Genomic DNA, 26,741 nt, shown 5'->3' with positions numbered 1-26,741 from the left:
ACAAAACGTCCCCCCTTACCTATTCCACTTACGATAAGCCGTTTCTTTTTACAAAATTCTCTTAAAAATGGTATCGTTTTTTATAACATATTCTCATCAGAAAGGAATAAAGGATATGCCTAATAAACATCGAATTTTATTTATTGGTGCCGGTCGTATGGCAGAAGCTATATTTGCTGGACTACTTACAACAAGTAAAGAATACATCGAAGAAATTATTGTTTCCAACCGAAGTAACATAGAAAAACTAACGCAATTACAAACTCAATATGATCTATCGATTACAACAGATTGGAAACAGCATATTAAATCTGTAGATACAATCGTTTTAGCAATGCCGCCTGTCGCACATGAACAGCTATTAGCGGATCTATCCCCTCTTCTAACTAATCAATTTGTCGTGACAGTTGCTGCCGGAATCGGACCATCTTATCTAGAAGAAAGACTTCCCCAAGGGACACCTGTTGCTTGGATTATGCCAAATACAGCTGCTGGGATTGGCAAGTCTATCTCCTTATATACGACGGGACATTCTGTAGATGAAACACATCAAGAAACGTTACAACTTCTTTTAAAAGGTATCGGTACCTCACAGTTTTGTACCGAAGAGGAAGTTCACCAACTTACCGCAGTTACTGGTAGTGCACCCGCTTTTCTCTATCACTTTGCTGAAGGTTTAATTGAAGCAACGAAAAGCTATGGTATTGATGAGGAAACAGCAAAACACCTTGTCATTCAAATGATTGCTGGCTCTGCCGCTATGCTCCAGCAAAATCAGAATCCAGCTATGCTCCGTGAACAAGTAACAACACCAGGAGGTTCAACGGCTGAAGGCTTAAAAGTTCTATATGAAAATAATTTTTCAGAAGTCATTCAACAAGCAGTTGAAGCGACCAATAAAAAAGCTAGGGGGAATTAATATGACTTTAACAAGTTTAAACGACTATACAACATTACATAACGGCGTGAAAATGCCTTGGTTTGGCTTGGGTGTTTTTAAAGTTGAAGATGGTACAGAAGTAATTGATTCTGTAAAAGCAGCTATAAAAAATGGATACCGTAGTATCGATACTGCTGCGATATATAAAAACGAAGAAGGCGTTGGACAGGCAATTCAAGAATCTGGTATTCCTCGTGAAGAGTTATTCATCACTTCAAAAGTGTGGAATAGTGATCAAGGTTACGAGTCAACACTACAAGCATTTGAAACTACATTAGAAAAATTAGGTCTAGAATATTTAGATCTATATTTAGTACATTGGCCTGTAAAAGGAAAATACACTGAATCATGGAAAGCTTTAGAGCAGCTTTATAAAGATGGTCGTGTTCGTGCTATCGGTGTGAGTAATTTCCATATTCACCATTTGCAAGACGTATTTGAAATTGCAGAAATTAAACCAATGGTTAACCAAGTGGAATACCACCCACGTTTAGCACAAGAAGAATTACATGCCTTCTGTAAAGAACATAACATCCAGCTTGAAGCTTGGTCACCATTAATGCAGGGGCAGCTACTTAATCACCCAACATTACAAGAAATCGCTACGAAATATAATAAATCGACTGCACAAGTTATTTTACGTTGGGATCTACAAAATGAAGTTGTAACAATCCCTAAGTCTATTAAAGAACACCGCATTATTGAAAATGCAAACATCTTTGACTTTGAATTAAGCTCGGATGATATGAAAGCAATTCAAGCTTTAAATGAAAATCATCGCGTTGGTCCAGATCCAGATAACTTTAACTTCTAGTAGGGAAACCACTGCCATATGCAGTGGTTTTTTTATTTTTAATAAAACTGAAAATTTAAACTATATTCCATTTGATTGACACTTCATTATCTAAGGTGTAAGATTTTGAATTATCAAAGAAACACAAAAATTAATAAAATTTATTTGTTTACTCATTATATCAAGAGAGGTGGAGGGACTGGCCCTTTGAAACCTCGGCAGCAGGTTCATTTTGAATACTGTGCCACTTCCTGCAAGCTTTGTGCTTGAAAGATAGAATGAGGGACTTCGTTTATATACGGGTGCATAACTTGTACGTAAAAATCCCTCTTTCTCAATACGAAAAGAGGGATTTTTTGTTTTTCATTTCCCTCATCATCATCCAATCTTATTAACTATTTAGGAGGAAAATCAAATGAAAAAGAAGTTTGTACCCGGTATTGCATCAGTTGTAGGAGTAAGTATTTTATTATCTGGTTGCGGTAGTTATAAAAACGAAGCGAGCGGAGCAAATGCAAAAGATGAGGCACCTAGTAAGCAAGTTTTAAACTTATCTTCACCTACTGAGATTCGAACAATGGATACGGCTCGTGCTACAGATACTGATTCTGGTCAAGTAATGAGAAACGTATTTGAAGGTTTATACAATCTTGGTGAAGGTAATAAACCTGTTCCTGGCGTTGCGAAATCTCATGAAGTAAGTGCTGATAAAACGAAATACACATTCCATTTACGAGATTCAAAATGGTCGAACGGCACACCTGTAACAGCGAAAGATTTTGTCTTCGCTTGGCAAAGAGCTGTTGATCCAGCAACAGCTTCTGAATATGCTTTTTTATTCCTGGATATTAAAAACGCTAAAAAAATTAATAGCAAAGAACTCCCATCCGATCAACTTGGTATAAAAGCAGTTGATGACCATACGTTTGAAGTAGAATTAGAGCGCCCTGTTCCGTATTTTATTAGCTTAACGGCGTTCCCAACATTTCTACCAATCAACGAGGAATTCTTTAAAGCACAAGGTGATAAGTACGCTTTAGAAGATAACAAAATCTTGTACAACGGAGCTTTTACACTAAGCGATTGGAAGCATGAACAAAGCTTTAAATTTAAGAAAAACCCTACCTATTGGGATAAAGATAATGTCAAACTCGAAGAAATCAATTTCAACGTTGTGAAAGAGAAATCAACAGAAGTAAATTTATTCGAATCCAAACAATTAGACCGTATAAAACTAACATCTGACTTTGTTGATAAATATAAAAAGGATGCTAACTTTAAAGAACGTCCGAACGTAGGGGTACAGTTTTTACGTATGAATCAGCAAAACAAAGTACTTCAAAACGTTTCTGCACGCCAAGCAATCGATCAAACAATTGATCGAAAATCTTTTGTAAATACGTTATTAAATGATGGCTCTACACCAACCTTTAGTCTCGTGCCGAAAAACTTCGCAAAAGGGCCTGATGGAAAAGACTTCCGTACTGCAAACGGCGATTTAACAAAAGTTGATACAACATCTGCACAAGAATTATGGAAGAAAGCAAAAAAAGAACTTGGTTCTGAAAAGATAACATTAGAATTATTAACAAGTGATGGTGACCTTGAGAAGAAAACTGGTGAGTTCCTAAAAGGACAACTAGAAAAGAATTTAGATGGCTTAACGGTAAATATAAAACCGCAACCACGTAAACAACAAGTTTCACTCTTATTAAAAGGTGACTACGAGATTGGAATTGACGGTTGGAGCCCTGACTTTGCTGATCCAATTACATTCCTTGAACTATTTACGACGAATAACCCTTACAATTTAGATCATTACTCTAATAAAGAGTTTGATGACACAATTGAAAAAGTTAAAACTACTTTGGCTGGTGATGAAAAAGCTCGCTGGGAAGCGTTACTAGCATCAGAAAAAATCTTATTTAAGGACTCTGTTATCGCTCCTCTTTACCAAAAAGGAGAATCTTATTTAGAGCGTTCTTATGTGAAAGGCATTGTGCAAGTAGACTTTGCAGGTCAATTAAACTTCAAATGGGCAAAAATTGAAAAATAAAGTGAAACTTTAATCAGCCCTCACCAATCGGGCTTTTACGGGCAGTTGATCCCCCCTAACTTCTTTGCTTTCACTGAATTTTGAGGTGAGAATCTTACTGCCCGTTAATGCGGGATAAAATGCAACTTAGATCATTGTGTTCCCACCCACACCCATTGTTTTTTTAGCAAAATATATTAAAAGCAGATTCCCTAATATGAGGAAATCTGCTTTTTCAATATATTATTCCAAGAAATTAACACTCCACTTTTTATTATTGACATATAGTTCTTTCCAGTGTTAATATTCTAAATAATCAAAGAAACAAAATATTTCACCATCAAAATGTAATGTCTACTAGGTTGAAACATATAACGATAGATTATAGTTCAACATGTATATACATATAGAATACCTGATTACCTATATGCACATATTTATAATAGGTTTTCTCTCCTTCTATAGCTACACTTCAAGACATGGACATTATGACGTTACGAACAACACATTTAGGGAGGAAAGAACAATGAAGAAAAAAGTTGTACCTGTTGTTGCATCTGTTTTAGGGGCAAGTCTACTACTAACTGCTTGCGGGGGAAATAAAGATAATGCAGGCGGAGCGAAAGCGAACGATAAAGCACCTGATAAACAAGCGATTAACTTATCATTTGCTTCAGAAATTCCAACAATGGATGTTGCAAAAGCAACGGACGGGGAATCCATGAACGTAATGCGAAATGTTTTTGAAGGTTTATATGCAATAGGAGAAGATAATAAACCGATCCCTGGTGTTGCTGAATCGGTTGACATTAGTCCGGATAAAACAAAGTATACTTTCCATCTTCGTGATTCAAAATGGTCAAACGGTACTCCTGTTACAGCAAAAGACTTTGTCTTTGCTTGGCAACGTGCCGTAAACCCTGAAACAGCAGCTGAATATGCATTCTTATTCTTCGATATACAGAATGCAAAACAAATAAACCAAAAAGAAGTAGCAATCGATCAATTAGGCGTTAAAGCTCTTGACGATAAAACTTTAGAAGTACAACTGGACCGCCCTGTTCCCTACTTCTTAAGCTTAACGACATTTGCAACATTCTTACCAATCAATGAAGAGTATTTAAAATCTCAAGGCGATAAATACGGTTTAGAAACAAATCATTTAATTTACAATGGTGCTTTCACATTAGATAACTGGAAACATGAACAAAGCTTCCAATTGAAGAAGAACCCTAACTATTGGGATGCTAAAACTGTAAAACTAGAAGAAATCAACTTCAATGTCGTTAAAGATAAATCTACAGAAGTTAACTTATATGATTCAGGACAAATTGATCGTGTTGCTTTAACTGCGGAGTTTGTTGATAAGTATAAGAACGATTCCAACTTCAAGGAACGCGCTGAAGTCGGTATCCAATTCTTACGACTAAATCAGAAAAATGCAGTATTAAAAAATCAACATGCACGCCTCGCTATTAACGAAGCAATGAATAAAAAAGCGTACGTAGAAACAATTTTAAATAACGGTGCAATCCCAGCAGAAGGAATGGTTCCTGCGAAATTCGCAAAAAGTCCAGACGGTAATGACTTCCGTAAAGAGAATGGAAATCTAGTCAAAGATGATGTGAAATCTGCAAAAGAAAACTGGAAAAAAGCGAAACAAGAACTTGGTACTGACAAAGTAACAATTGAACTATTAACAAGTGATAATGCTTTAGCTAAGAAAACTGGTGAATATTTAAAAGGTGAATTAGAAAAGAATCTAGATGGATTAACAGTGAACTTAAAGCCTCAACCACGTAAGCAACAGTTAAAACTACTATTAAGTGGTGATTACGAAATCGGAATCGATGGCTGGGGTCCTGACTTCGCGGACCCTATTACATTCTTAGATCTATTCACAACAGATAGTGCTTATAACTTCGATAAATACTCTAACAAAGAGTACGACGAGCTTATTCGTAAAGTAAAAACTGATTTAGCTGGTGATGAAAAAGGTCGCTGGGAAGCAATGAAGCAAGCTGAAAAAATCTTATTAAACGACGGTGCTGTCGCTCCTTTATACCAACAAGGTCGTTCTTACCTACAACGCGGATTTATTAAAGGACTTGTAACAACAGACTTCGGCGGTGAGTTTAACTACAAGTGGACAGAAGTTGCAAAATAATAAACGCTAGTAAAAAAGGTATCCCACGAAGGATACCTTTTTTACTTTATGCTTCTTTAACTACAGAACTTCTCCTCTTTACTATCCCTTTTATACCTATAGTGATTCCCGCTACCAATTGTGTAACTAGTATAATAAGTAATAATGAAATAATATTTTCCGCTAAATTAACTCCACCAACTATTATTGTGTAATAGCCATTCGCTGCATATGTTGTGGGAAATAATCCACCGATTGTTTACTATGTTTTAGAAAGCATCACTACATTTCCAAATACAGCGATGCTTATTTGTGTTAATGATTAGAAAGCGCAAAGATATTTTTTTAAAATCTCCATATACATACAAATTACTTTCAATTTAATTAATAAGCATGTGTGTCCCCCTTAAGGAAATAATTTATTAGGTTTATACATAATTACATAAAATTAGGAAAAACTTGTATAGAAAGAAGTTACATAAGGAGGAATTTATAATGAGAATTTTACTATCAATTTTATTAGCTCTTATGCTAGTACCTGCATTAACAGGATGTAAAGCTCCTGCAAAAGAAGATACAACTTCTAATAAGAAAACGACTGAAGAAGCAAAAAATGAGGCTCCTGCAGATTTAAAACTAAACTTTAATGAATTCGATTTAAAGGCAGACTATCAAGATACGAAGAAAGACTACGAAGCTGATTATAAAAATGTAGCAGCAGATAAGAAAATGGAAGCAAAAATTGAAGACCATAAAACAGATGTAAAGTTCACAGGTGACGAGGCTATTACGAAATTAAGCCCTCTTCTACAAGAGCTAAAATTTAATAAAGATACTCCTGACCAAGAAGTAATTGATCAAGTAGTAAACGTGTTCAAACTTGATAAAGACTACCAAAAGTTCGATTTAGAAGTTGTCTTCTCTGATGGAACGAAAAAAGAATATAAAAGAGAAATAAAATAAAGAAGTAGGCGGTTGCCTACTTCTTTATTTTATTTTTTAATTTTTACATATCTTAATTCTGGACTAGAACCGATAATGAATTGGACGCCAGATACTGATGATTTTTGTAAATACGAAGAGCTTGGGAAAATAATTGGGATTAATGGTGTATCATCAAACATAATATCTTCTGCTTTATGCAATAAGTCAAAACGTTTATCTTCATTTTGTTCAACTTCTGCTTCTTTTACTAAAGCGTCAAATTCTTTATTATGCCATTTTGCATAGTTGTTTGGACCATCACCTGCATATAAATCTAGTTTAGTAATTGGGTCTAATAGAGAACCGCCCCATCCCATATAAGCTAATTGGAAATCACTTTGCTTATATGTGTCGATGTAACTCTTCCACTCTTTATTTTCTAATTTAATATCTACACCAAGATTTTTCTTAAACATTTCTTGCATTGCTTCTGCTACTTTTTTATGTTGTGTATCTGTAGTGAATTTTAATGTTACTTCAGGTAATGTAGACCAACCTTGCTCTTTCATACCCTCTTCTAATAATTTTTTCGCTTCTGCTGGATCGAATTTTACGTAATCACCTTTTTCTTTACGGAAATCACGACCACTTTGTGTTTTTGCTCCTTCCGGAACGAATGCATATGCTTCTTGTGCATTATTTTTATACAGTTTTTCAACGATAAACTTACGATCAACCGCTAATGAAAATGCTTTACGTACTTTCGCATTTGTAAATGGCTCTTTTTCTACGTTAAACGAATAAATATAAGATGAGAATCCTGCAACACGCTTATATTCTTTGTTTCCTTTTTCTTTTTCAATCATCTCTTGTGGTAAGCTACTTAGCAAATCTAATTCTTTTGACTTGTACAATTGGTACGCTGTTTTAGAATCTGGAATAATACGAAACTCAATTTCTTTTAATGTTACCTTTTTATCATAGTATTCTTTATTTTTTTGTACTGTAATAGCTTGGTTATGCTTCCATTCTTTTAACGTGAATGGTCCGTTCGTAATTAACTCTTTTGGATCTGTTTTTAATTTATTATTATCATCAATTGATTTTTTAGATAATGGAATAAATAATGAACTTGCTAATTTTTGTTTAATAGAAGCAACTGGGTGCTCAAGTGTTACCTTTAATGTTTGAGGATCAACGACTTGAATACCAACTTGTCCTTCTTCACCTTTTCCAGTATTATATGCCTCTGCTCCTTTAATAAAATACATTTCTGTCGCATTCATAGAACCTGTTTTCGGGTTTAATAATCGCTTCCATGCGAACTCAAAATCATTTGCTGTAATTGAAGAGCCATCTGACCATTTAATATCTTTCTTTAAATGAATTGTATATTCAGTTCCATCCGCATTTACTTCTTCTTTCTCTGCCAATTCATTTTGATATTTCCCATCACTATCTTGCGTATATAAACTTGAAAACAACTGTCCAATTATGTAACCTGACGTGCTATCTGTCGCAATGGCAGAATCAAGCGTATACGGATCACTGCTAATATTCGTTACTAATCGATCCCCGTCTCCCTTACCAGCACTCGCCTTTTGCGTCTCTTTCTTACCGCAAGCAACAGAAGTGATCGCTAAAACAGTCATAATGACAAACAGTAAAAACTTCTTCATCCTACATTCTCCTTTAACCTGAAATTTTTGGTGTTGATGCTAATAATGTTTTTGTATAAGAATGTTGTGGATTACGGAATACTTCGTCCGTATATCCAAATTCAACAAGTTCTCCTTTGTATAAGACAGCCACTTTTTCACATAAATAGTGAACCATCGGTAAATCATGTGCGATAAATAAATATGTATAGCCTTGTTCCTTTTGAATTTTTTGCAGTAAATGTACAATTTGGATTTGCAGTGAAACATCTAATGCTGAAATTGGTTCATCAAGGATTAATACTTCTGGCTCACATAATAGCGCTCTTGCAATGGCAATACGTTGACGTTGTCCTCCGCTAAATTCGTGTGGGTATCGATCAATATATCGCCTATCTAATCCAACACGTTCTAGCGCATCACCTGCCACCTTATCTTTCAATCCTTTATCTCCTAAACCGAATGAGATATATCCTTCTGTTACGCTATCTCGTACTTTCCAGCGCGGATTTAATGCAGCCGTTGAATCTTGAAAAATGAACTGTACTTTCTGTAAAAAATCTCGCTTATGAGCTGACTTCAGCTTGTGAACAACTTGGCCGTTATAATCAATTTCACCAGACGTTGGGCCCTCGATCCCAGCTATGAGCTTACCAAGTGTTGTCTTTCCTGAACCACTTTCTCCAATAATGCCAAGAGTTGTTCCTTTTGGGATAGAAAGTGATATATCTTTTAACGCTGTGATTTCTTTCTTTTTACTTCCATACGTTTTCGTTACTTGCTTTACAGTAATTAAATCTGTCGTCATGAGGCATTCACCTTCTCTTTTGATTTCGCTTGGTCATGCTCTAGAACATGTTGCCAACAATGTGAACTGTGTTCCTCAGAATATGATGTTCTATCAGGGAAACGATGAATACATTCTTTTATTGCTACTGGGCATCTATTTACAAATGGGCATCCAAAGCTATTTAACGTTTCAATTGATGGCGTTGTTCCCTGAATGGACCTAAGTACCTTTTCAGAATCATCCATATTCGGAATAGCTTGCAGTAAACTTTTCGTATATGGGTGCTTAGGTGAACCTATTACTTCTTGTATCGTTCCTTTTTCAACAACACGTCCCCCGTACATAACTACTACTCGGTCAGCTACTTCACGTACAAGTGCCAAATCATGTGTAATTAATAAAATACTCGTATTTTGTTTTTCTTTTCTCTCTTTTAATAACCCCATAATTTGCTTTTGAATCGTTACATCTAATGCCGTTGTAGGTTCATCTGCAATAACGAGCTTCGGGTGACATGCAAACGCAATAGCCAAACAAATACGTTGCCTCATACCACCGCTTAACTGATACGGGTATTGTTCAAAGCGTTTCTCTGCTTCATGTATGCCTAAATCATTTAGTAAGTTAATCGCAATTTCTTTTGCCTCTTTTTTCGATTTCTTTTCATGCTGCACAATTACTTCTGTAATTTGTCTTCCAACCTTCATCGTCGGATTTAAAGATGAAAGAGGGTCTTGAAAGATAAACGAAATGTCTTTCCCTCGAATTTGATTCCATTCTGATTCTTGTAAATTCGTTAATCCTTGAGATTGGAAAGAAATACTTCCATCATCGATGTGAATAGATTCTTGATTTAGTCCGACAATGGATTGTGCTGTAACACTTTTCCCTGAACCACTTTCTCCGACAAGTGCAACGATTTCACCTTCGTTAATAGAAAAGGAAACATGCTTCACAATTGCTTGCTTACTATTCTCTTTTTCAACGGCCAATGTTACGTTTTCTAAAGATAAGAGCTGTCCCATGTTTTTTCTCCTTTCGATTCCGTTTTACGATTTTTGGATCAATTGCATCTTGCAAACCGTCACCAATTGCATTAAATGCGAACATGATGAGCGCAATCATCAGCGATGGGAAGAAAAGTTGCCACCATTCCCCGCTTAATAATGTCCCGAGCGCATCATTTGTCATCGTCCCCCAGCTCGCTGCTGGTGATTGTACCCCTAGTCCGATAAAGCTTAAAAATGATTCTGAGAAAATAGCTGCTGGAATTGTAAATGATAAATTTACGATAATAATACCTGTTAAATTCGGAATGATATGTCCGTATATAATCTTCATATGCGATGTACCTAATCGTTCTGCCGCAATAACAAATTCTCTTTGCTTTAAAGATAAGACTTGCGCCCTAACGAGACGTGCCATACCAATCCACCCTGTTAATGCAAGAGCAATAATGATTGTAAAAAGTCCTGGTTTCATAATGATTAGTAGTAAAATAACAATTAATAAATATGGAATACCGTATAGTACTTCAATCCCTCGTACAATCCACTCATCAATTAACGTTCCAAGGCGATTACGCCCTCTCACATATCCACTAAAGCCCCCAATCAGTACACCAAGTCCTATATCAAGAACGGCCGCTACTAATCCAACTATTAATGAAATTTTCCCTCCAGCCCAAGTACGTGCCCAAATATCCCGACCTAAATCATCTGTTCCAAACCAATGCTCACTACTAGGAGGTAAATTTGTCGCCTCTTTTACTTGTTCACTCGCAGTAAAAGGAGTTAAACTTTCACCGATAAGAGAGAAAATAATAATGAGTAATAATGTCACCGTTCCTAGAACTGCGATTGGATTTGATACAAACTTACGAAACACTTCTTTTTTTCGGCTAATCGTTTGCTGCTCTTTATTTATTGTTAATTCTTTTTTCTCTTCATTCGTTAATAGCTGTTTATTGATTTCATAAGCTCCCATTTAAATATCCTCCCTCCTTATGTAATAGAACGAATACGCGGATCAACAATACGGTGAATAATATCTGTAATGAAAATACAAGAAATTAATAATGAACTATAGAAAATTGTTGTTCCCATAATGACTGGATAATCCCGGTTAAAAATACTATCTACAAAATATTTTCCGAGACCAGGAATTGCAAAAATCTTTTCAATAATGAACGTCCCTGTTAAAAGCCCAGCCATTAACGGCCCAACAAACGTTAGTACTGGAACAATCGCATTTCGAAGGGCATGCCTTATAATAATCTTCTTAATTGGTATACCTTTCGCTCTTGCTAATTTAATATAATCACTCTGCAAAACTTCAATCATATTAGAGCGAACAAATCTTGTAATAACCGCGATTGGCCCTAATGCTAATGCAAAGGATGGCAATACCGTATGTTCGAATGTGCCCCAAGATGCAACCGGTAAGAGTTCAAATTGAATAGCAAATACTTGTATAAACAATGGTGCTAAAATAAAACTTGGAATAGAAATACCGAGAATCGCAAGTAAGCTCACACTATAATCAATTACTTTCCCATGATATAGAGCTGCAAATGTACCTGCTGCAATTCCGACTAATAATGAAATAACAAGTGCTTGTAAACCAATAATCGCTGATGGACCAAATCCTGTCGTTATAATTTCTGATACGCCTTGCCCCGTCGATTGAACGGATTCACCAAAATCAAAATGAACTACACCGTCTAAATAAGCAACATATTGATTCCATAATGGTTCATCAAGGTGATACTTCGCTCTCATATTCTGCACAACTTCCGCCGGAAAGATCTTTGCATCCGATGAAAATGGATCCCCCGGAATAATGTGCATAATCAAAAATGTTACTGTTGTAATAATCCATAGTGTAAACACCATAACTGATAGTTTCTTAACAACATACACTTCAATAACCCCCTAAACTCATATATTTACTTTGTTTTATTAACGTATCTTTCCCATTACTCCCTTTCCTCTTCTTAAAACACAAAAAGCCTTGATCTTAAAAAATAAGATCAAGGCTTAATAAACGAAGGCCCATCACTTATCTTTCAAGACTTGCTTGCTGGAATTAGCACGGTGTTCCTGTTACAGAACCCGCTGCTGAGGTGTCATAGGGCCAGTCCCTCTACCTCTCTGGATAAGTAAATTGCTATATTATTATTTGGTTCAAATTGTATATTTTGAATTATAATTCTGAAAAAATGAAAAGTCAATCAAATTGGATATATTTAGAAAAATCAGTTTTCTATTATATTAGTTATTGAAATTACAATCTTTCGCTTATAATAAAAAGAAATTGTATTAAAGGAGTTATAAAATTGATCCCTTACTTCTTGCTACTATAGGATTACCATTAACAATCGTAATACTTGTACTTGTCATCATCGGCTTCTATAAAGTGAAACTTTAATCAGTGGGGGTTTTGTTCATCCCCCACTGATTATTAGTTGAACCAATCGGGCTTTTACGGGCAGTTGATCCCCTACCTAACTTCTTTGCTTTCACTGAACTTTGAGGTGGGGGGTCTTACTGCCCGTTAATGCGGGATAAACTCTTCATTAAAAAGAAAAGCATCACTTCTTTTTACACTCCATTCGATAATATTACTGGACAAACAATTTCAGAATTTCACGAAGAACAGAAGATATTAGTATCCGAGGATGAAGACGGAGATGGTAAAAAGAAAAAATAACCTTGCACACGCAAGGTTATTTTTTCGCTTCTGTTTGAAAACGTTTATAGTATGTCGATGCTGTTGCAAAATTAATTTCTATATCACGAATTAATGATGAATCTTCTTCTTTAGCTAACTTCTGTAATTTTTTCATCGCTTGTTCCGATTCATTCAAGAAACCAACATATACCTCATGTTCTTGCTCTTTCGACTTTGGAACACGAATTTCTTTACGTATATTATCAATATCTTCTAACATGCTCGTTGTTACCTTTTGCACATCTTCTTTATATGTAGCATTCGTTATTTCCTTACCGCCCTTTTCTTTTGCCACTTCAAATAACTGTAACGCCTTATTAATTTCTTTATTTATTTTCGCATCATATTTTTCATGTACTGCGCTGTATTCTTTCATTTCTTCTGTTTGCTCAGTGGATTGCTCTACCTTTTCTTTCGGTTCTTTCGTATCTTTATTTCCATTACATCCTGCTAGAAGGATCATACTTCCCATTACAGCAATACCCAAAACCTTCTTCATCTCGAATTCTCCTTTTATCTACAGCTACTACTAATTATAGTTTCTTTTATCTCCACTTGTTATTATACCGAGAACGCCCCACTTTTTACACTTAAGACGATATCTTAATATACATACCAACATTTTTGTCACAGTATCGTCACTTTATGCAAATAACTTTTGCATCACTTTACTACATCACCTTACAAAACTGTAAGCACACATAGAGAACAAACCATGCTAGACTTACATATGCATAAAGTAAGCGTAGTTCAGTTTGTAAGGAGAATCATCAATGTACAATACAATACCCTTTATGGGCGAAGATATTCGCGTCCTTATTCGCGAAAAGTCACTTCATATTGAAAATACAGAGAGCCTTCGCCGCGTATTAAAGAAGAAGCATGCTCCATTTAAGCTGGCCCAATATTTAAAGAAACAACATATAAATCAATTTCATACTGTGCTAAATATATCCGATAAATCTTTAACAATCGAGATTATCGGTCATGTCTACATTGGAAATTTTGCAGATGTCTTAAAAGAAATTCCACGCATACCGAAAATTGCTCCTATTATCGTTGAGAGGGCATATAGAATTACAGATCATACTGATATTATTGATTGCGGGGAGAAAGAGGTCGACAGTAACCGCTGGGTATGGGATAAACTCGCTTTCTTATATGATGCGATCATGAATAATATGTATGAGTTATTTCAAAGAAATGAAAAAAAGAGCTGATTCAAAGAAATGTTTGAATCAGCTCTTTTGTATTAAGCTTCTAACTTTTTATTTTGTTGCAGTTCAAACTGCTTCTCACTTCTTCTGGCCATAAATAGATAACATAACACAGCACCAATTTCACAAAGCGCTATAACAACCCCCATCGGTAATGCGGTATTGCTTCCGCCAATACCTACTAATGGTGCAACAAGTGCTCCTGAAATGAACTGTAATAAACCTAATAAAGCCGATGCCGTTCCTGCAGCCTGTTTCTGATTTCTCATCGCTAACGAGAACCCAGTTGTTGATACAACCCCGACACTTGATACAACAAGGAATAACGAGCATAAAACACCGATTAGCCCTATTCCTAATACGATTGTAAGTAGTAATGATAGACCGCCAACAGCCGCAATAATAATACCGGAAACGAATAAAGTTTTCTCATTCACTTTCCCTGCTAAACGGCCCGTAACCTGACTAGCAATAATAATACCGATACCGTTAATCGCAAAGAATAAGCTAAATTGCTGTGGTGATGCTCCGTATATATTCTGCAACACAAACGGTGAACCAGAAATATAAGCAAACATTGCAGCTGTTACTAATCCTTGCGACAATGCATACCCCATAAATAAACGATCTTTCAGAAGCTTTCCGTATGTTGCAAGCGTTCCTGATAATCCACCTGTCTCTCTTTCTTCAGGAGGTAATGTTTCACGTAATACGAAAGTAGCTGATATTAGCATGAATACACTAATTGCTCCAAGAACGATAAAAACGCCGCGCCATGATGTGAACTGTAATAATTGCCCTCCAATAATCGGTGCCAAAATAGGCGCTGCTCCGTTTACTAACATAAGTAATGAGAAAAACTTCGTCATTTCAGAACCTGAATACATATCACGTACCATTGCACGTGATATAACGATACCAGCAGATCCTGAAGCACCTTGTAAGAAACGTAAAAGCACTAAACTCCAAATAGATGGTGCAACAGCACAAAGTAAAGAAGAAGCAACATAAATAATAAGAGCGATAATAAGAGGTTTGCGTCTTCCGTAAATGTCACTAATTGAACCAATAAATAACTGCCCTACTGAAAGCCCAAGCAGACAAGCAGTTAATGTAAGCTGCGCGAGGGATGCACCCGTTTGTAAATCATCCGTTAACTTTGGTAAAGAAGGCAAATACATATCAATAGATAATGGCCCAATTGCCGTAAGTGTCCCTAATACAAGAATCATCCATAACCTGTTTGTCTTTACAGGTTTATATACTTCGTGATTAACTCCATTCACTTTTTCCATTCACCCTTTCATATAAATACTTAATCGTAACAATTATAGTTACAACATAAATATACGTCAAGTATACCGTATTTTCCTGTTTAATAATGTAAAAAAAGCGATAGAATCTCTATCGCTTTACTTTTTCAAATTACTATTTGTAAATTTAGATACAGATGCCATCATTTCTCCTGTGTCTAAATATGTGATTTGAATTGGATCTCCTACTTCTGTAAACATTGCATATGGGAATTTCTTCGCCGGTACCATGAATACTTTTTGCTCGTTTTCTAATAGTACGTACACAATCGTATTTTCACCTGATTTTTCTTTATACACACGTTGTACAGTACCTTCTTTTTGCGCTTCTTTCCCATTTGAAGTCGGTCTAAATGAATCACCACTTCCGCTCAGCGCATTTTTATAATTCTCAAGTGCTTCTTTTTGCGTTGAACCTGTTGCAAATATTTTCGCATTAGAAGCATATATGACAGTATGAGCACGTACTAATCCGCCATCATCAATAACCGGTACAATCCAAGAAGGTTTACCATATACGTTATAAATAACCGGCATTGTTCCATGCCATTTCTCTCTCTTAAAGGAATTATCCACTACTTCTGTAGCAGCCGAACCATCCATAATTCCCTTTACTTCTTTTCCGTTATAGTAATACAACTTACCTGTACGCGCATCAATAAGCGAATAGCCTAGTGCAGAATCTACTCCTTCTTTCGGAGAGGTGAAATCAGTAAAATAATATAACGTTCCATCCTTACCGAAGATTGGTGTAACTCCTTCTTTCGTTCCCCACTCAGTCGGAATCTTCATATCCGTTTGTGAGAATTTTGTATTCCAAAATCCGTGAATATATTTACCGAAATACGTATTTAATGTAGATGCAGTCTCGTGATTTAATACGCCATCAACGAATTTAGGTGCCTTTCCTTTGTCGTATCTTTTCACTTCACCTGTTTGTGCGTCTACTACTACAACACCTTCTACTTCAAATCCAGATCTTCCTGAAATAAATTCACCATACGTCATTGTATAATACGGTTTCCCTTTATCATCAACTTCAAATTTTGGTTTCCCTTTAAAAACTAAATCTGGCTCTGCTTTTCGAACGACACGTTCTAATTTATTACCGAAAAACATGCTCGGCACATATTTCATTTTATAACCAAGATGCAGTTTCGCTTCCGCATCAGGATTCGTACCTGACATCGTTACGTACCCTGGAATTGTCTCAGCTTTACGTGCTTTAAAAAAGCCTGAAACTTCAATCGGTGCTACATATAAAGCCTCACCATTTACCATTTGTGGAGTTAATTCCCCTAGCTCAAAATAAGCTACTTTCGGAATATCCCCAAATACTTTTTTCATCTTATTCTCCGCTGTCTTTGGCGGCACTGTAAACGGCTGATCATTTTCAGTAAATGGCTCTGAAATATCTTTCTCGATCTTCACAACAGAATCATATTTTTTTTGCGTGATTACTATATCGTGCAAATAACCAAAATAGCCGTAACTTGCGAGTAAAACAAACATTAGAAGTCCCTTTAACGTACCTTCTAATTTCCCTACCTGCTCTTGTGAGAATAAAACAAGCCCAATTAAAATCGCTACTGCAACAGAATAATGAGTAAGAATAGAATCTGCTCGATCATCAATTAGCCAGAAATATTCATAGATTGCAATACCTATCCAAAATAAAACAGGAATAACTAAAATAGATGATTTCTTACCCTTTACAACTTTCTCATTTCCTCCTTTATCCACCGCGCGAATTTTATTACCGCTTCTAGTCCATGGAATCAAAAACAAAGTGAGAATAGCTAAAACTATAAATTTCATCAAAGGCAATGTCCCCTTTTCTTTTGTCTTCTCCATAAGTATAACAAATAAAGGGTAATCAGGTAAAAATGGGAATGGAAATACTTTAAATTACTTATCACCGCGGCTTAATACAAATCCACTAACTACATATAAAACTGAAGCAATGTAAAAAATAGTCCCTATCGTAAAGAAATCCACTAGGTAACCAGTTGCAATTATAGCTACTCCGCCCCCAATTGATGTCCATACATGGTATTTTCCAATTTCGTAACCAGCTTCCTTATGCGCTACCTTTCGTGCTAACGATGTTTTCTCCGTATTACGCTGCACAGCACCTAAAATACCCATTAAAATTTGGAGAATGTATACATGCCAAACTTCTGTTGCAATAGGGAAAAAAAGCATTAATATAGCCATGGACCATGCGTATATAATTAATAACTTTCTATCACCTACCCTATCAGAGATTCTTCCAACTAACGGATATACTAGAGCTGAAGTTAAGGCAAATAAGCCGTACGCCCAGCCAAATTGCGAGAAACTATTTCCTACATTTCGAAGCAATAGTATATAAAAAGGAAATACCATACTACCTGCCATCATAATAATGCTTTGTGAGGCTACAAATCTTCTATATGTCATTTGCTATACTCCTTATAAAATAAATTCACAAACCTTTCCTCTGGGTCTACTTCCTTCTTCTTCTGAAGGAATTCTTCTATGCGAGGATACGCTTTCTTTAGTTGCTCCTTTTCCGGATAAGAATAATAAGGTAAATAATAACTTCCATTATGCTTTAACGTAACATCAATCATCTTTTGAATGACCACTTTTGTTTTCTTTATTTCATCTTCAGAACGCCCTTGATTAATTAGAAGCACAAGCGCAAACATATCATCTTTCGCATAAGATAGCACCGCATTCTCATTCTTTTCTACATAGCGGATTGTAATGTTAAGAAGGTTTAATTCCTCTTCATTTAAAACGCTTCGCAAATCATCTATATACGCTGCAAAACCATCTATCGGTACAAAGTACTCTTGTAAAACTTCGGTCAAGTTTGGATTATCGTATTCCATAAAAGCACTATCAGATCTCATTACGTTATTTCGAGTTTCGTACTTACCATCTGTACGTTCAAAATAACTTCTTTGTATATCCCAAAATGCGCCCTTTCCCCAGTCACTATAACGTGATAACCCAAGTAAAAATTTCGGTGCAGCTATAATATTTTCTTCTTTTAATTTGCTGTACTCTCCCAGCTTCTGTTGATCTTCTGCCAGTACATAATCTGTTACATACATTTCTTTTAAAAATGAATTTGGGGCAACAGAAATACGTGCTAAATGCATACGTATATTCTCATCCCTTCGCACTTTATTCTTAAAGTATGAAGAGTATTCTTTATAATCTAGTACTTTCGTATGCGTTTCATACAATTCATCGTTTGTTAACTGTAGCGTCACATCTAAAATCACACCAAATAATCCATATCCCCCAATTACATATGGAAACAAGTCAGCATTTTCTTCTCTATTTACATTACGCACCGTACCATCTGCCATTAACAATCTGAACGACTCTACTGTATCAATCAATGCTTCATGACGAATATCACGCCCATGTACATTTACACTTAATGAACCACCCACAGTAAAAATATTTTGAGATTGCATCACTTGAACTGCAAGACCATATGGATTGATTTTCTTTTGAATGTCATTCCATGTGACACCGCTTTGTACCCTAATCCTCTTCTTCTCCGGATCGAATTCTAATATTTCATTATACCCTTTCATATCAAGCATCGTACCGTTCGGATAATACGTCTGCCCACCTTGGCTATGTTGCATACCTGCAATAGAAATCTTCTCTCCAGAAACATTTGCATCTTGCACTAACTGTTTTAATGAACGTTCATCCTCAGCATTTTCAACACGTTTAATTTTCGTTGGAAGCAACTTCCCTACATCACTCATAATAGGATGATCCAGTTGCCCTTTGTATGTATATACAGATGTCGCGAGCAACACTGTATACGCTACAATAACAACTGCTATCTTTCTTTTTTTCAAATGGCACTCTCCTCTTCTAACGTTCTTCCTCTTCATATTGTACCTACTTTCCTACGAAGAAGGTATTAACAAAAAAGAGAGAGACCCTTTATTTTAGGTCCCTCCCTCATCAAGACTGTTACTTTGCTGCTGGCAGCTGTATTGGCTCAAACTTTTCGTACGATGTATATTTTGCATTCGTAATAATGTGTGCCTTATCCTTACCATTACTACTCATAATCATATCTATCTTCGCTGATTCATATTTAAAATCTTTTGTAATGATATATTCTGCATCCACTTCTTCTATCTTTGCGTTTTGTGCTTGTAGCATTTTCTTCTGCGTTTCATCCATGCTAGTTAACATACTTTCTGTTTCTTGCCCTTTTAATGTAAATTTCAGTTTATATTTATCTCCGCTTTTCTCCATCTTCATTTTATCTAAAACTACTGCTGGTACTTCTAACTTATCTATAATATCTTGAGTCGCTTTCATTCCACCAGCGTTTAATTGCTCCTCTGGTACGGTTATAACTTCTCCTGTATTAGGGTTTTTCACCTCACCAGCAACTTTACCATCCACTGTATACACTACAACATCTGTACCAGAAATATTCATTTCAGAACGAGAATTCTTTGTCTTTGGCTCTAATTGCATCTTAGCCTTTAATATATCCATCTCTGTTCCCTCAGCTTTTACCCCTACACCATATGTCATCGTTACATGCTCTTCATTTTTAAAAGCTTCGTTCGTTTTCTTGAAAACATCCTTCGCTGCTAATTCCTTTTCTTTTTGAACTGATTCTTTTTTCGGTTCATCCGTCTTTGCTGTTTTCTCATTACTACACCCTACCCCTAAACTGATTGCAAGCACTAAACTTGAAACAAAAATAATTTTTTTCATAATGTCGCCCCCTTTCCCAAAATAATATCACCTCTTTTCCTATGAAATCTATATAATTTTTAATCTATATTCGCTATATAGCGACATGTTTAATGAAGATTTTAAATATGATGTAAATAACAACAACTCATCTCAGGAGGTCATTATGAAGGCGATCATTTGCACACAGTATGGACCACCTAACGTTCTTCAGCTTCAAAATATAGAGAAACCTACGCCTAAAAAGAACGAAGTATTAGTTAAAATTCACGCAACAAGTGTATCGACTGGAGATTGTAGAATACGCGGTTTTAATAGTCCCCTCTTATTTTGGATTCCTATGCGGATCATATTAGGTTTCAGAAAACCGAGAAACCCTATACTCGGCGTAGAGTTATCCGGTGAAATCGAAGAAGTAGGAGCAGATGTAACTCAATTTAAAAAAGGTGATCCAATTTTTGCATTAACAGAACTAAACCTCGGTGGTTATGCCGAGTACACATGCGTACATGAAAGTGGATTAATAACATTAAAACCTACCAATGTGACGTATGAAGAAGCGGCAGTTATTCCTTTTGGTGGAACTTCAGCATTACATTTCCTGAGAAAGGGCCGTATAAAAAAAGGGCAACAAGTGCTCATATATGGTGCCTCCGGATCAGTAGGAACAGCTGCTGTACAACTTGCTAAATATTTCGGCGCGACCGTTACGGCTGTTTGTAGTAATTCAAATTTTGAACTCGTGCAATCTTTAGGAGCTGATAAAGTAATTGATTATACGAAAGAAGATTTTACTAAGCAAGGCAAATGCTACGATATTATATTTGATGCAGTTGGGAAGTATAAAAAATCCCTTTGTACAAATACATTAACACCCAATGGAAAATATGTATCTGTTAATGGAATGATGGCCAAGGTAAGTAAAGAGGATATGATTCTATTAAAAAAACTAGTCGAAACGGAAAAACTAAAGCCCGTTATTGATAGAACTTACCGATTAGAAGAAATTGCTGAAGCTCATATGTATGTGGAAAAGGGACATAAAAAAGGGAACGTTTCGATTACCTTAAAATAAAATATATTCAGAAAATAATATTGACAATTCTTTTTGTAAGATTTACTATTAGTACCATATTTAAAAACTACATACACATACTCTTATCAAGAGTGGCGGAGGGACTGGCCCGATGATGCCCGGCAACCGAGCTTAGAACGTATAAGCTAAGGTGCTAATTCCTGCAGAACGATTTTCGTTTTGGAAGATAAGAGAGGAACCTATTTCGTCTATTCGGCACCTCTCTTATTTTTGAGAGGTGCTTTTTATTTTGGAACGTATATTAAGGGGGAATTATAGATGAAAAAGGTATTATTAAGTATTGTAAGCGGAGCTGTATTATTGTTAGGTGCGTGTGGTGCTAATTCTGATAAAGAGGTAAAAGCATTAGATGAGAAAAAGATTACTGTCGGTGTAACAGGCGGACCGCATGAACAAATTTTTGAAAAGGTAAAAGAAGTGGCAGCAAAAGATGGTCTCGACATTGATGTAAAGGTATTTAATGATTATGTAGCACCAAACGTATCTTTAGATGAAAAAAGCCTCGATGTAAATAGCTATCAAACTAAATCTTATTTAGACGTATTTAAAGCTGAACGCAACATGAAATTAACTGAAGTATTTTCCACAGTAACATTCCCTATGGGTGTATATTCTAAAAGCTTAAAAGATGTAAAAGAATTAAAAGAGGGCGATGCAATCGCTGTCCCAAATGATCCAACAAATGAGCTTCGTGCTTTAAAGCTATTTGAAAAAGCAGGAGTTTTAAAAGTGGATCCAAAGGCTACTGAAAAAGCGACTGCGAAAGATGTAATTGAAAACCCAAAGAAATTAAAGATTGTTGAATTAGAGGCATCTCAATTACCGACACAACTAAGTGAAGTGAAAGCAGCTGCAATTAATACAAACTTTGCATTAGGCGCAAAATTAAGCCCTGCGAAAGATTCTATTTTCCGTGAAGGAAAAGATTCACCATATGTAAACTGGGTCGTTGTTCGTACTGAAAATAAAGATGATGCTGTTGTAAATAAATTAAAGAAAGCTTATCAATCTAAAGAAGTAAAAGAATTTATCGAGAAAAAATTTGATGGTTCAGTTTTACCATCTTGGTAGGAGCTGACGATAATGATTGAATTAAAAAATGTATCCAAAGTATTTACAACAAAAAAAGGGAATGTAGAAGCTCTTAAACCTACTTCCCTTCAAGTAAAAAAGGGCGAAGTATTTGGAATCATCGGATATAGTGGCGCTGGTAAAAGTACATTAATCCGTTGTGTAAATTTATTAGAAAAACCAACGACAGGAGATATCATTGTAAATGAACAAGAGTTAACAACCTTATCGACAAAAGAACTCGCAAAGGCGAGAAAAAAGATCGGCATGATTTTTCAAGGATTCAATTTACTTAAAACCGTTACCGTTTATGAAAATATCGCACTACCCTTACGTCTATCTGGTCTTCCCAAAAATGAAATTGAAAAAAGGGTAGAAAAGTATTTACGCATTGTTGATCTCTTTAATAAAAAAGATGCCTATCCAAGTGAATTATCTGGTGGTCAAAAGCAACGTGTAGCGATCGCTCGCGCACTATCTCATGAGCCTGAAGTTTTATTAAGTGATGAAGCAACGAGCGCATTAGATCCGGAAACGACTGATTCTATTCTTGATTTATTATTAAAGATCAACGAAGAAATCGGAATTACGATTTTGCTAATTACACACGAAATGAATGTCATCCAGCGTATTTGTGACCAAGTTGCTGTAATGGAACATGGGGCGGTAGTCGAAAGTGGAACCGTAAAAGATATTTTCACAAACCCACAACATGTAACAACGAAGAAATTTGTAAATAGCGCGTTTGCAGCTAAAATTCCAGAAGATGTACAGAAAGAACTACAAAGCACCGGGGAAATCGTAACACTTTCATTTATAGGAACCGCTTCAGGAGAACCAGCGTTAGCTATCGCTACAAAACGTTTTCAAGTGTATCCAAATATTTTATCCGGTAATATTACACAGTTAAAACATGAAGCATATGGGAAACTAATCATTCATATGCAGGGTGAGAAAAATGAAGTAGCACGCGCTTTATCATTTTTACAAGAGCAAGGGATCATCGTAGAAGGAGGTAGAACAGACTATGGGAAACAAATCCTTTTTGGATGAGTGGGGTAACGTAATATGGGAAGCAACAATTCAAACATTTCAAATGACATCTATTTCACTACTTATCTCTATTCTTATTGCATTACCACTCGGCGTCACACTTGTTTTAACGAGACCTGGTGGACAGCGAGAAAATAAGATTATCTATCCTATTCTTAATACAGTTATTAATATCATTCGTTCTCTTCCATTTATCATTCTATTATTCTTCATTTTACCTTTTACAAAGTTTCTAATGGGAACGTCCATTGGCGTGCAAGGTGTTATCGTACCACTTGTTGTCTTCACAGCCCCTTACATTGCCCGTTTAATGGAAACTGCTTTATTAGAAGTGGATCGCGGTGTCATTGAAGCATATCAAGCAATGGGAGTCTCTACTTTAAAAATCATTTGGCACGTTATGGTTAAAGAAGCTCGCCCGTCTCTCGTACTTGGATTAACAATCGCAACGATCGGCTTAATCGGTGCAACAGCAATGGCTGGACTTGTAGGTGCTGGCGGCCTTGGTGATTTAGCATATCGATTCGGACATTTACGCTACGAACCTGAAGTAATGTATGCAACAGTCTTTATTTTGATTATCCTCGTTCAAGGGCTACAATCTTTAGGGAATGGTGTTGCACGAAGATTGAAGAAAGATTAAAAAAGAAGGTATCTCACCCTGGTGAGATACCTTCTTTTTATCTTTTAAATCCACCTTCAGAATGAATAACTTGTCCCGTAATCCATTCTGCTTCTTCACTTACTAAAAATGTAATGAGTCTTGCTGCATCCTTTGGCTCACCAATTCTACCAAAAGGAAACATCGGCTTTAATCCTTGCTTTATCTCTTCAGTCATCCATCCTGTACTAGTTGGACCTGGGTTAATTGCATTCACTGTTATTCCTAAATGAGCTACCTCAGCTGACAACGTACTAGTAAGAGCGTCAATTGCTCCCTTCGTTGTTGCATACGCTAATTCTCCTGCCATAGGTCCTTTAAATTGTCCCGACGTCATATTCACAATTCTACCACCAGATTTCTTATCAAAACCTTGGGCAAATTGACTACTTAACAATGTAGTCGCACGAACATTTACCATGTAGTGCTTATCTAGTTCTTCAGCAGTCAAATTAGAGAAATCATTATTTGTAGAATATGCTGCATTATTAATTAATATATGAGGGTACCCTAATTGTTCAGTAACTTTATTTATAAGCTCTTTCGGTGCATCATTCTGAGTTAAATCTAACTCCATACTCGATACTTTAACACCGCTTTTTAGTAACTCTTCTTTTAATTGTATTTGTTCACTTTGATCAACGCCCCAAGGCATCTCTTTATCGTACGCTGTCCAATACGTAAAAAATATATCGTATCCTGCTTCAGCTAATTCTTTACAAATTGCTGCGCCTATACCATCTAGACGACTTACACCTGTAACAACTGCTATTTTATTTTTTAATTGATTCATCATATACTCCTCCAATTTTAAAGGATGCATATTTTATATAAGAGATATAAATTTCCCCACATACGTATCTATCCTTACAAAAGGGATGTACAAGCCAAATATGCAGTCCTTGCATGATTTATAGATAGCTAAATAACCCCTCACTTATGAGAGAAAAATTTATCTATCTAGTTTCTAATCATTACAAGCTCATCCACATATTGAGTCCTTGTCCCCTTTCCATATATCTCTATTTCTATCATAACAATATAATGTAATATTTCAAATGACAAAAAAATAAAAACCAATATTCCATTCCAAACTTCTATCAAATTTATTATATTATAATATTTAAATAATTGAAATAATTAGAAAAATGCTGGTAAATATTGACTAGCCTTCTTATAATAAAACGTGGGGCTAATGTGAGAATTTAGTTTTAAACAAATAGGGGGAAGAAATATGTCAAAAAAATTACTTTCTTTATTTTCTGTAGTAATCGTAGCAGCTTTTGTAATAACTGGCTGTGGTCAAAGCGATACGACAAATAAAGAACAAAAAGAAAACAAAACAGAAAAAACGGATACAACGAAAGAAAATAAACCTGAAGAAAAAAAATCCGAAGATAAAAAAACTGAAGATAAAAAGCCTGAAAATACAGCTACTAGCTCAAGCGATTACTCTAAGCTGATTTCCTATATGGAAAAAGAAACAGGTGGTAAAACAAAAGTTCTTTTTGAAAATAAGGAACCACAAGTGTATAAAGCTGAAGATGTTTCAGTATCAATGAATGGTTACACATTAGTTGAATTAAATGGATTCCATACAGACTTTAACATTCCATTTAACCGTCAAACAGAGGGCGGAGTTATTCTTGTGAACTATAGCGTAAAAAATAGTTCAGCTAAAGATATCTATTATATGCCAGCATTGGACATATCGTTTACTGGTGCACAGAAAGTATATAGTAACTATAGAGATTTAATTCCAAAAGAAGATCAACTGCCAACTAAGCTTGCTCCAACGAATGATTACTTAGTAAAAGCAGGAGAAACTATTTCTGGTTATATCGCTTATCCATTCGGAAAAGATGATTTAGCGAAAATTTCAAGTCTCTCAACAGTCTCAGTCACAGTCCCAACTGCACAAGCTAATAAAGGAAAATTTGATGCTCCAATTGGAAGTCCTGGAAGCTTTTCATTAAGTTTAAACAAACAAGGTGCTGAAAAGGTTGCAACAGATAACACTTTCTACCAAGATAAAGCTACAGCTAATAACATGGGCGATAAAAAAATGTTAAAAGAGAAATCAAGTATTAATAACAGCCAAGAATTAGGCGCTGTTAATGTTACATTAGATGGATACCAATTCACTCAATTCACACCAAATTCCGTCGAAGCTCCACGCTTTGCAAATTTTAAAAACGGTCTTGTTCTGTTAACAGTAAAATTCAAGCTTGATAACAAAGATGCTCAAGACGTTTCACTATCTCCTATAAGCTCTACATTGAGAGTAAATGATGGTACACAATATACGATTAATGAAGGTATGCTACTAAATTACGACTATAACGCTTCAGTCAAAACAGGAACATCTGGAGAGTTACTGCAAGTATATATTTTAGACCAAGAGCAGTATGAAAAGATTTTGAAAGACAAAAGCTTCGAGATTGAGTTAGGACCTATGAGAAATAAAGAAGCAAAAGATATTTCACAGGGTAAAAAAGCTAAATTTACATTACCTAAATAGATTACTAAACATATAATAGAAAAGGCATATAACATATGATTGTTATATGCCTTT

24 protein-coding genes and 3 riboswitches are annotated in these 26,741 nt (G+C 35.7%); of the genes, 12 read left to right on the top strand and 12 right to left on the bottom strand.

The features are described from left to right. Positions 1–115: 115 nt before the first annotated feature. From proC to MKY70_RS01085, 5 genes are all read left to right on the top strand, one after another. Entirely contained in the window at positions 116–919 is an 804-nt protein-coding gene (proC, locus tag MKY70_RS01110; RefSeq protein ID WP_088034740.1) for a pyrroline-5-carboxylate reductase, read from the top strand. A gap of 1 nt (position 920) precedes the next feature. After that, positions 921–1,754: an aldo/keto reductase gene (locus MKY70_RS01105; protein WP_002063472.1), complete on the top strand. Its 834-nt coding sequence runs from the start codon at positions 921–923 to the stop codon at positions 1,752–1,754. A 154-nt stretch (positions 1,755–1,908) separates the two neighbouring features. Continuing rightward, positions 1,909–2,013: riboswitch (SAM riboswitch) on the top strand. Between the two features lie 135 nt (positions 2,014–2,148). Further along, positions 2,149–3,789 carry a peptide ABC transporter substrate-binding protein gene (locus tag MKY70_RS01100; protein ID WP_002009939.1) on the top strand — a complete coding sequence of 547 codons (1,641 nt, stop codon included), beginning with the start codon at positions 2,149–2,151 and terminating at the stop codon, positions 3,787–3,789. A 505-nt stretch (positions 3,790–4,294) separates the two neighbouring features. Next, positions 4,295–5,935, top strand: coding sequence for a peptide ABC transporter substrate-binding protein (locus MKY70_RS01095; protein WP_088034738.1), 1,641 nt, complete (start codon positions 4,295–4,297; stop codon positions 5,933–5,935). Positions 5,936–6,409: 474 nt separating this feature from the next. Continuing rightward, entirely contained in the window at positions 6,410–6,877 is a 468-nt protein-coding gene (locus MKY70_RS01085; RefSeq protein WP_341022640.1) for a YusW family protein, read from the top strand. A gap of 29 nt (positions 6,878–6,906) precedes the next feature. Here the strand turns inward: MKY70_RS01085 and MKY70_RS01080 are convergent, their stop codons facing one another. From MKY70_RS01080 to MKY70_RS01060, 5 genes are read right to left on the bottom strand one after another with little or no spacing between them, the layout of a single operon-like run. Continuing rightward, complete coding sequence (locus MKY70_RS01080) at positions 6,907–8,517, bottom strand: peptide ABC transporter substrate-binding protein (protein ID WP_341022637.1); 1,611 nt, start codon at positions 8,515–8,517, stop codon at positions 6,907–6,909. 13 nt (positions 8,518–8,530) lie between these two features. After that, a complete protein-coding gene (locus MKY70_RS01075; protein ID WP_341022634.1) occupies positions 8,531–9,304 on the bottom strand; it encodes an ABC transporter ATP-binding protein in 774 nt (257 codons plus the stop codon). Further along, positions 9,301–10,311, bottom strand: coding sequence for an ABC transporter ATP-binding protein (locus tag MKY70_RS01070; protein WP_341022631.1), 1,011 nt, complete (start codon positions 10,309–10,311; stop codon positions 9,301–9,303). Before MKY70_RS01070 ends, MKY70_RS01075 begins: the two co-directional genes overlap by 4 nt. Further along, positions 10,268–11,272, bottom strand: a complete 1,005-nt coding sequence (locus tag MKY70_RS01065; RefSeq protein ID WP_341022628.1) for an ABC transporter permease — start codon at positions 11,270–11,272, stop codon at positions 10,268–10,270. Before MKY70_RS01065 ends, MKY70_RS01070 begins: the two co-directional genes overlap by 44 nt. 17 nt (positions 11,273–11,289) lie before the next feature. Further along, positions 11,290–12,207, bottom strand: coding sequence for an ABC transporter permease (locus MKY70_RS01060; RefSeq protein ID WP_000289679.1), 918 nt, complete (start codon positions 12,205–12,207; stop codon positions 11,290–11,292). Positions 12,208–12,343: 136 nt separating this feature from the next. Then, positions 12,344–12,449: riboswitch (SAM riboswitch) on the bottom strand. A gap of 395 nt (positions 12,450–12,844) precedes the next feature. Here MKY70_RS01060 and MKY70_RS01055 point away from each other — a divergent pair. After that, positions 12,845–12,997: a DUF3951 domain-containing protein gene (locus MKY70_RS01055; protein ID WP_002009827.1), complete on the top strand. Its 153-nt coding sequence runs from the start codon at positions 12,845–12,847 to the stop codon at positions 12,995–12,997. A 16-nt stretch (positions 12,998–13,013) separates the two neighbouring features. Here MKY70_RS01055 and MKY70_RS01050 read toward each other — a convergent pair whose 3' ends face one another. After that, the gene (locus MKY70_RS01050; RefSeq protein ID WP_002139912.1) at positions 13,014–13,517 is read right to left on the bottom strand and encodes a hypothetical protein; all 504 of its coding nucleotides are present in this window, start codon (positions 13,515–13,517) and stop codon (positions 13,014–13,016) included. A gap of 274 nt (positions 13,518–13,791) precedes the next feature. Here MKY70_RS01050 and MKY70_RS01045 point away from each other — a divergent pair, with 274 nt between their 5' ends. Then, on the top strand, positions 13,792–14,238 hold the full coding sequence (locus MKY70_RS01045) for a hypothetical protein (RefSeq protein ID WP_002167144.1): 447 nt from the start codon (positions 13,792–13,794) through the stop codon (positions 14,236–14,238). Between the two features lie 32 nt (positions 14,239–14,270). On the opposite strand, the gene MKY70_RS01040 is transcribed toward MKY70_RS01045, so the two are convergent. From MKY70_RS01040 to MKY70_RS01020, 5 genes are all read right to left on the bottom strand, one after another. Then, positions 14,271–15,530: a multidrug effflux MFS transporter gene (locus MKY70_RS01040; protein WP_088034720.1), complete on the bottom strand. Its 1,260-nt coding sequence runs from the start codon at positions 15,528–15,530 to the stop codon at positions 14,271–14,273. Positions 15,531–15,647: 117 nt separating this feature from the next. Further along, positions 15,648–17,366, bottom strand: a complete 1,719-nt coding sequence (locus tag MKY70_RS01035; RefSeq protein WP_088034718.1) for a DUF3981 domain-containing protein — start codon at positions 17,364–17,366, stop codon at positions 15,648–15,650. Between the two features lie 90 nt (positions 17,367–17,456). Then, positions 17,457–17,990, bottom strand: coding sequence for an MFS transporter (locus MKY70_RS01030; protein ID WP_002091456.1), 534 nt, complete (start codon positions 17,988–17,990; stop codon positions 17,457–17,459). Continuing rightward, the gene (locus MKY70_RS01025) at positions 17,987–19,423 is read right to left on the bottom strand and encodes an FAD-binding oxidoreductase (protein WP_002140126.1); all 1,437 of its coding nucleotides are present in this window, start codon (positions 19,421–19,423) and stop codon (positions 17,987–17,989) included. The genes MKY70_RS01030 and MKY70_RS01025 overlap by 4 nt, the downstream gene beginning before the upstream one ends. Positions 19,424–19,541: 118 nt before the next feature. Further along, positions 19,542–20,306, bottom strand: a complete 765-nt coding sequence (locus MKY70_RS01020) for a hypothetical protein (protein WP_088034716.1) — start codon at positions 20,304–20,306, stop codon at positions 19,542–19,544. A 145-nt stretch (positions 20,307–20,451) separates the two neighbouring features. Here MKY70_RS01020 and MKY70_RS01015 point away from each other — a divergent pair, with 145 nt between their 5' ends. The 4 genes from MKY70_RS01015 (at position 20,452) to MKY70_RS01000 (ending at position 24,148) form a co-directional block, all read left to right on the top strand. Further along, entirely contained in the window at positions 20,452–21,360 is a 909-nt protein-coding gene (locus tag MKY70_RS01015; RefSeq protein WP_088034714.1) for an NAD(P)-dependent alcohol dehydrogenase, read from the top strand. An 80-nt stretch (positions 21,361–21,440) separates the two neighbouring features. Then, positions 21,441–21,554: riboswitch (SAM riboswitch) on the top strand. Between the two features lie 85 nt (positions 21,555–21,639). Next, on the top strand, positions 21,640–22,452 hold the full coding sequence (locus tag MKY70_RS01010; protein ID WP_341022621.1) for a MetQ/NlpA family ABC transporter substrate-binding protein: 813 nt from the start codon (positions 21,640–21,642) through the stop codon (positions 22,450–22,452). Positions 22,453–22,464: 12 nt separating this feature from the next. Continuing rightward, positions 22,465–23,505, top strand: a complete 1,041-nt coding sequence (locus tag MKY70_RS01005; protein ID WP_341074439.1) for a methionine ABC transporter ATP-binding protein — start codon at positions 22,465–22,467, stop codon at positions 23,503–23,505. After that, positions 23,480–24,148, top strand: coding sequence for a methionine ABC transporter permease (locus MKY70_RS01000; RefSeq protein WP_002124718.1), 669 nt, complete (start codon positions 23,480–23,482; stop codon positions 24,146–24,148). The genes MKY70_RS01005 and MKY70_RS01000 overlap by 26 nt, the downstream gene beginning before the upstream one ends. Positions 24,149–24,185: 37 nt before the next feature. Here the strand turns inward: MKY70_RS01000 and MKY70_RS00995 are convergent, their stop codons facing one another. Then, the gene (locus MKY70_RS00995) at positions 24,186–24,962 is read right to left on the bottom strand and encodes an SDR family oxidoreductase (RefSeq protein ID WP_131934683.1); all 777 of its coding nucleotides are present in this window, start codon (positions 24,960–24,962) and stop codon (positions 24,186–24,188) included. 438 nt (positions 24,963–25,400) lie between these two features. On the opposite strand from MKY70_RS00995, the gene MKY70_RS00990 reads away from it, so the two are divergent. After that, positions 25,401–26,687, top strand: a complete 1,287-nt coding sequence (locus MKY70_RS00990; protein ID WP_341022608.1) for a DUF5068 domain-containing protein — start codon at positions 25,401–25,403, stop codon at positions 26,685–26,687. The last annotated feature ends 54 nt before the right edge of the window (positions 26,688–26,741 follow it).

It is taken from the genome of Bacillus sp. FSL R9-9492 (genome assembly GCF_038007365.1).
Classification (GTDB): Bacteria; Bacillota; Bacilli; order Bacillales; family Bacillaceae_G; genus Bacillus_A; species Bacillus_A mycoides.
Note: the sequence above shows the minus strand (reverse complement) of the source record. Positions and strands in the feature narration are given on the sequence as shown.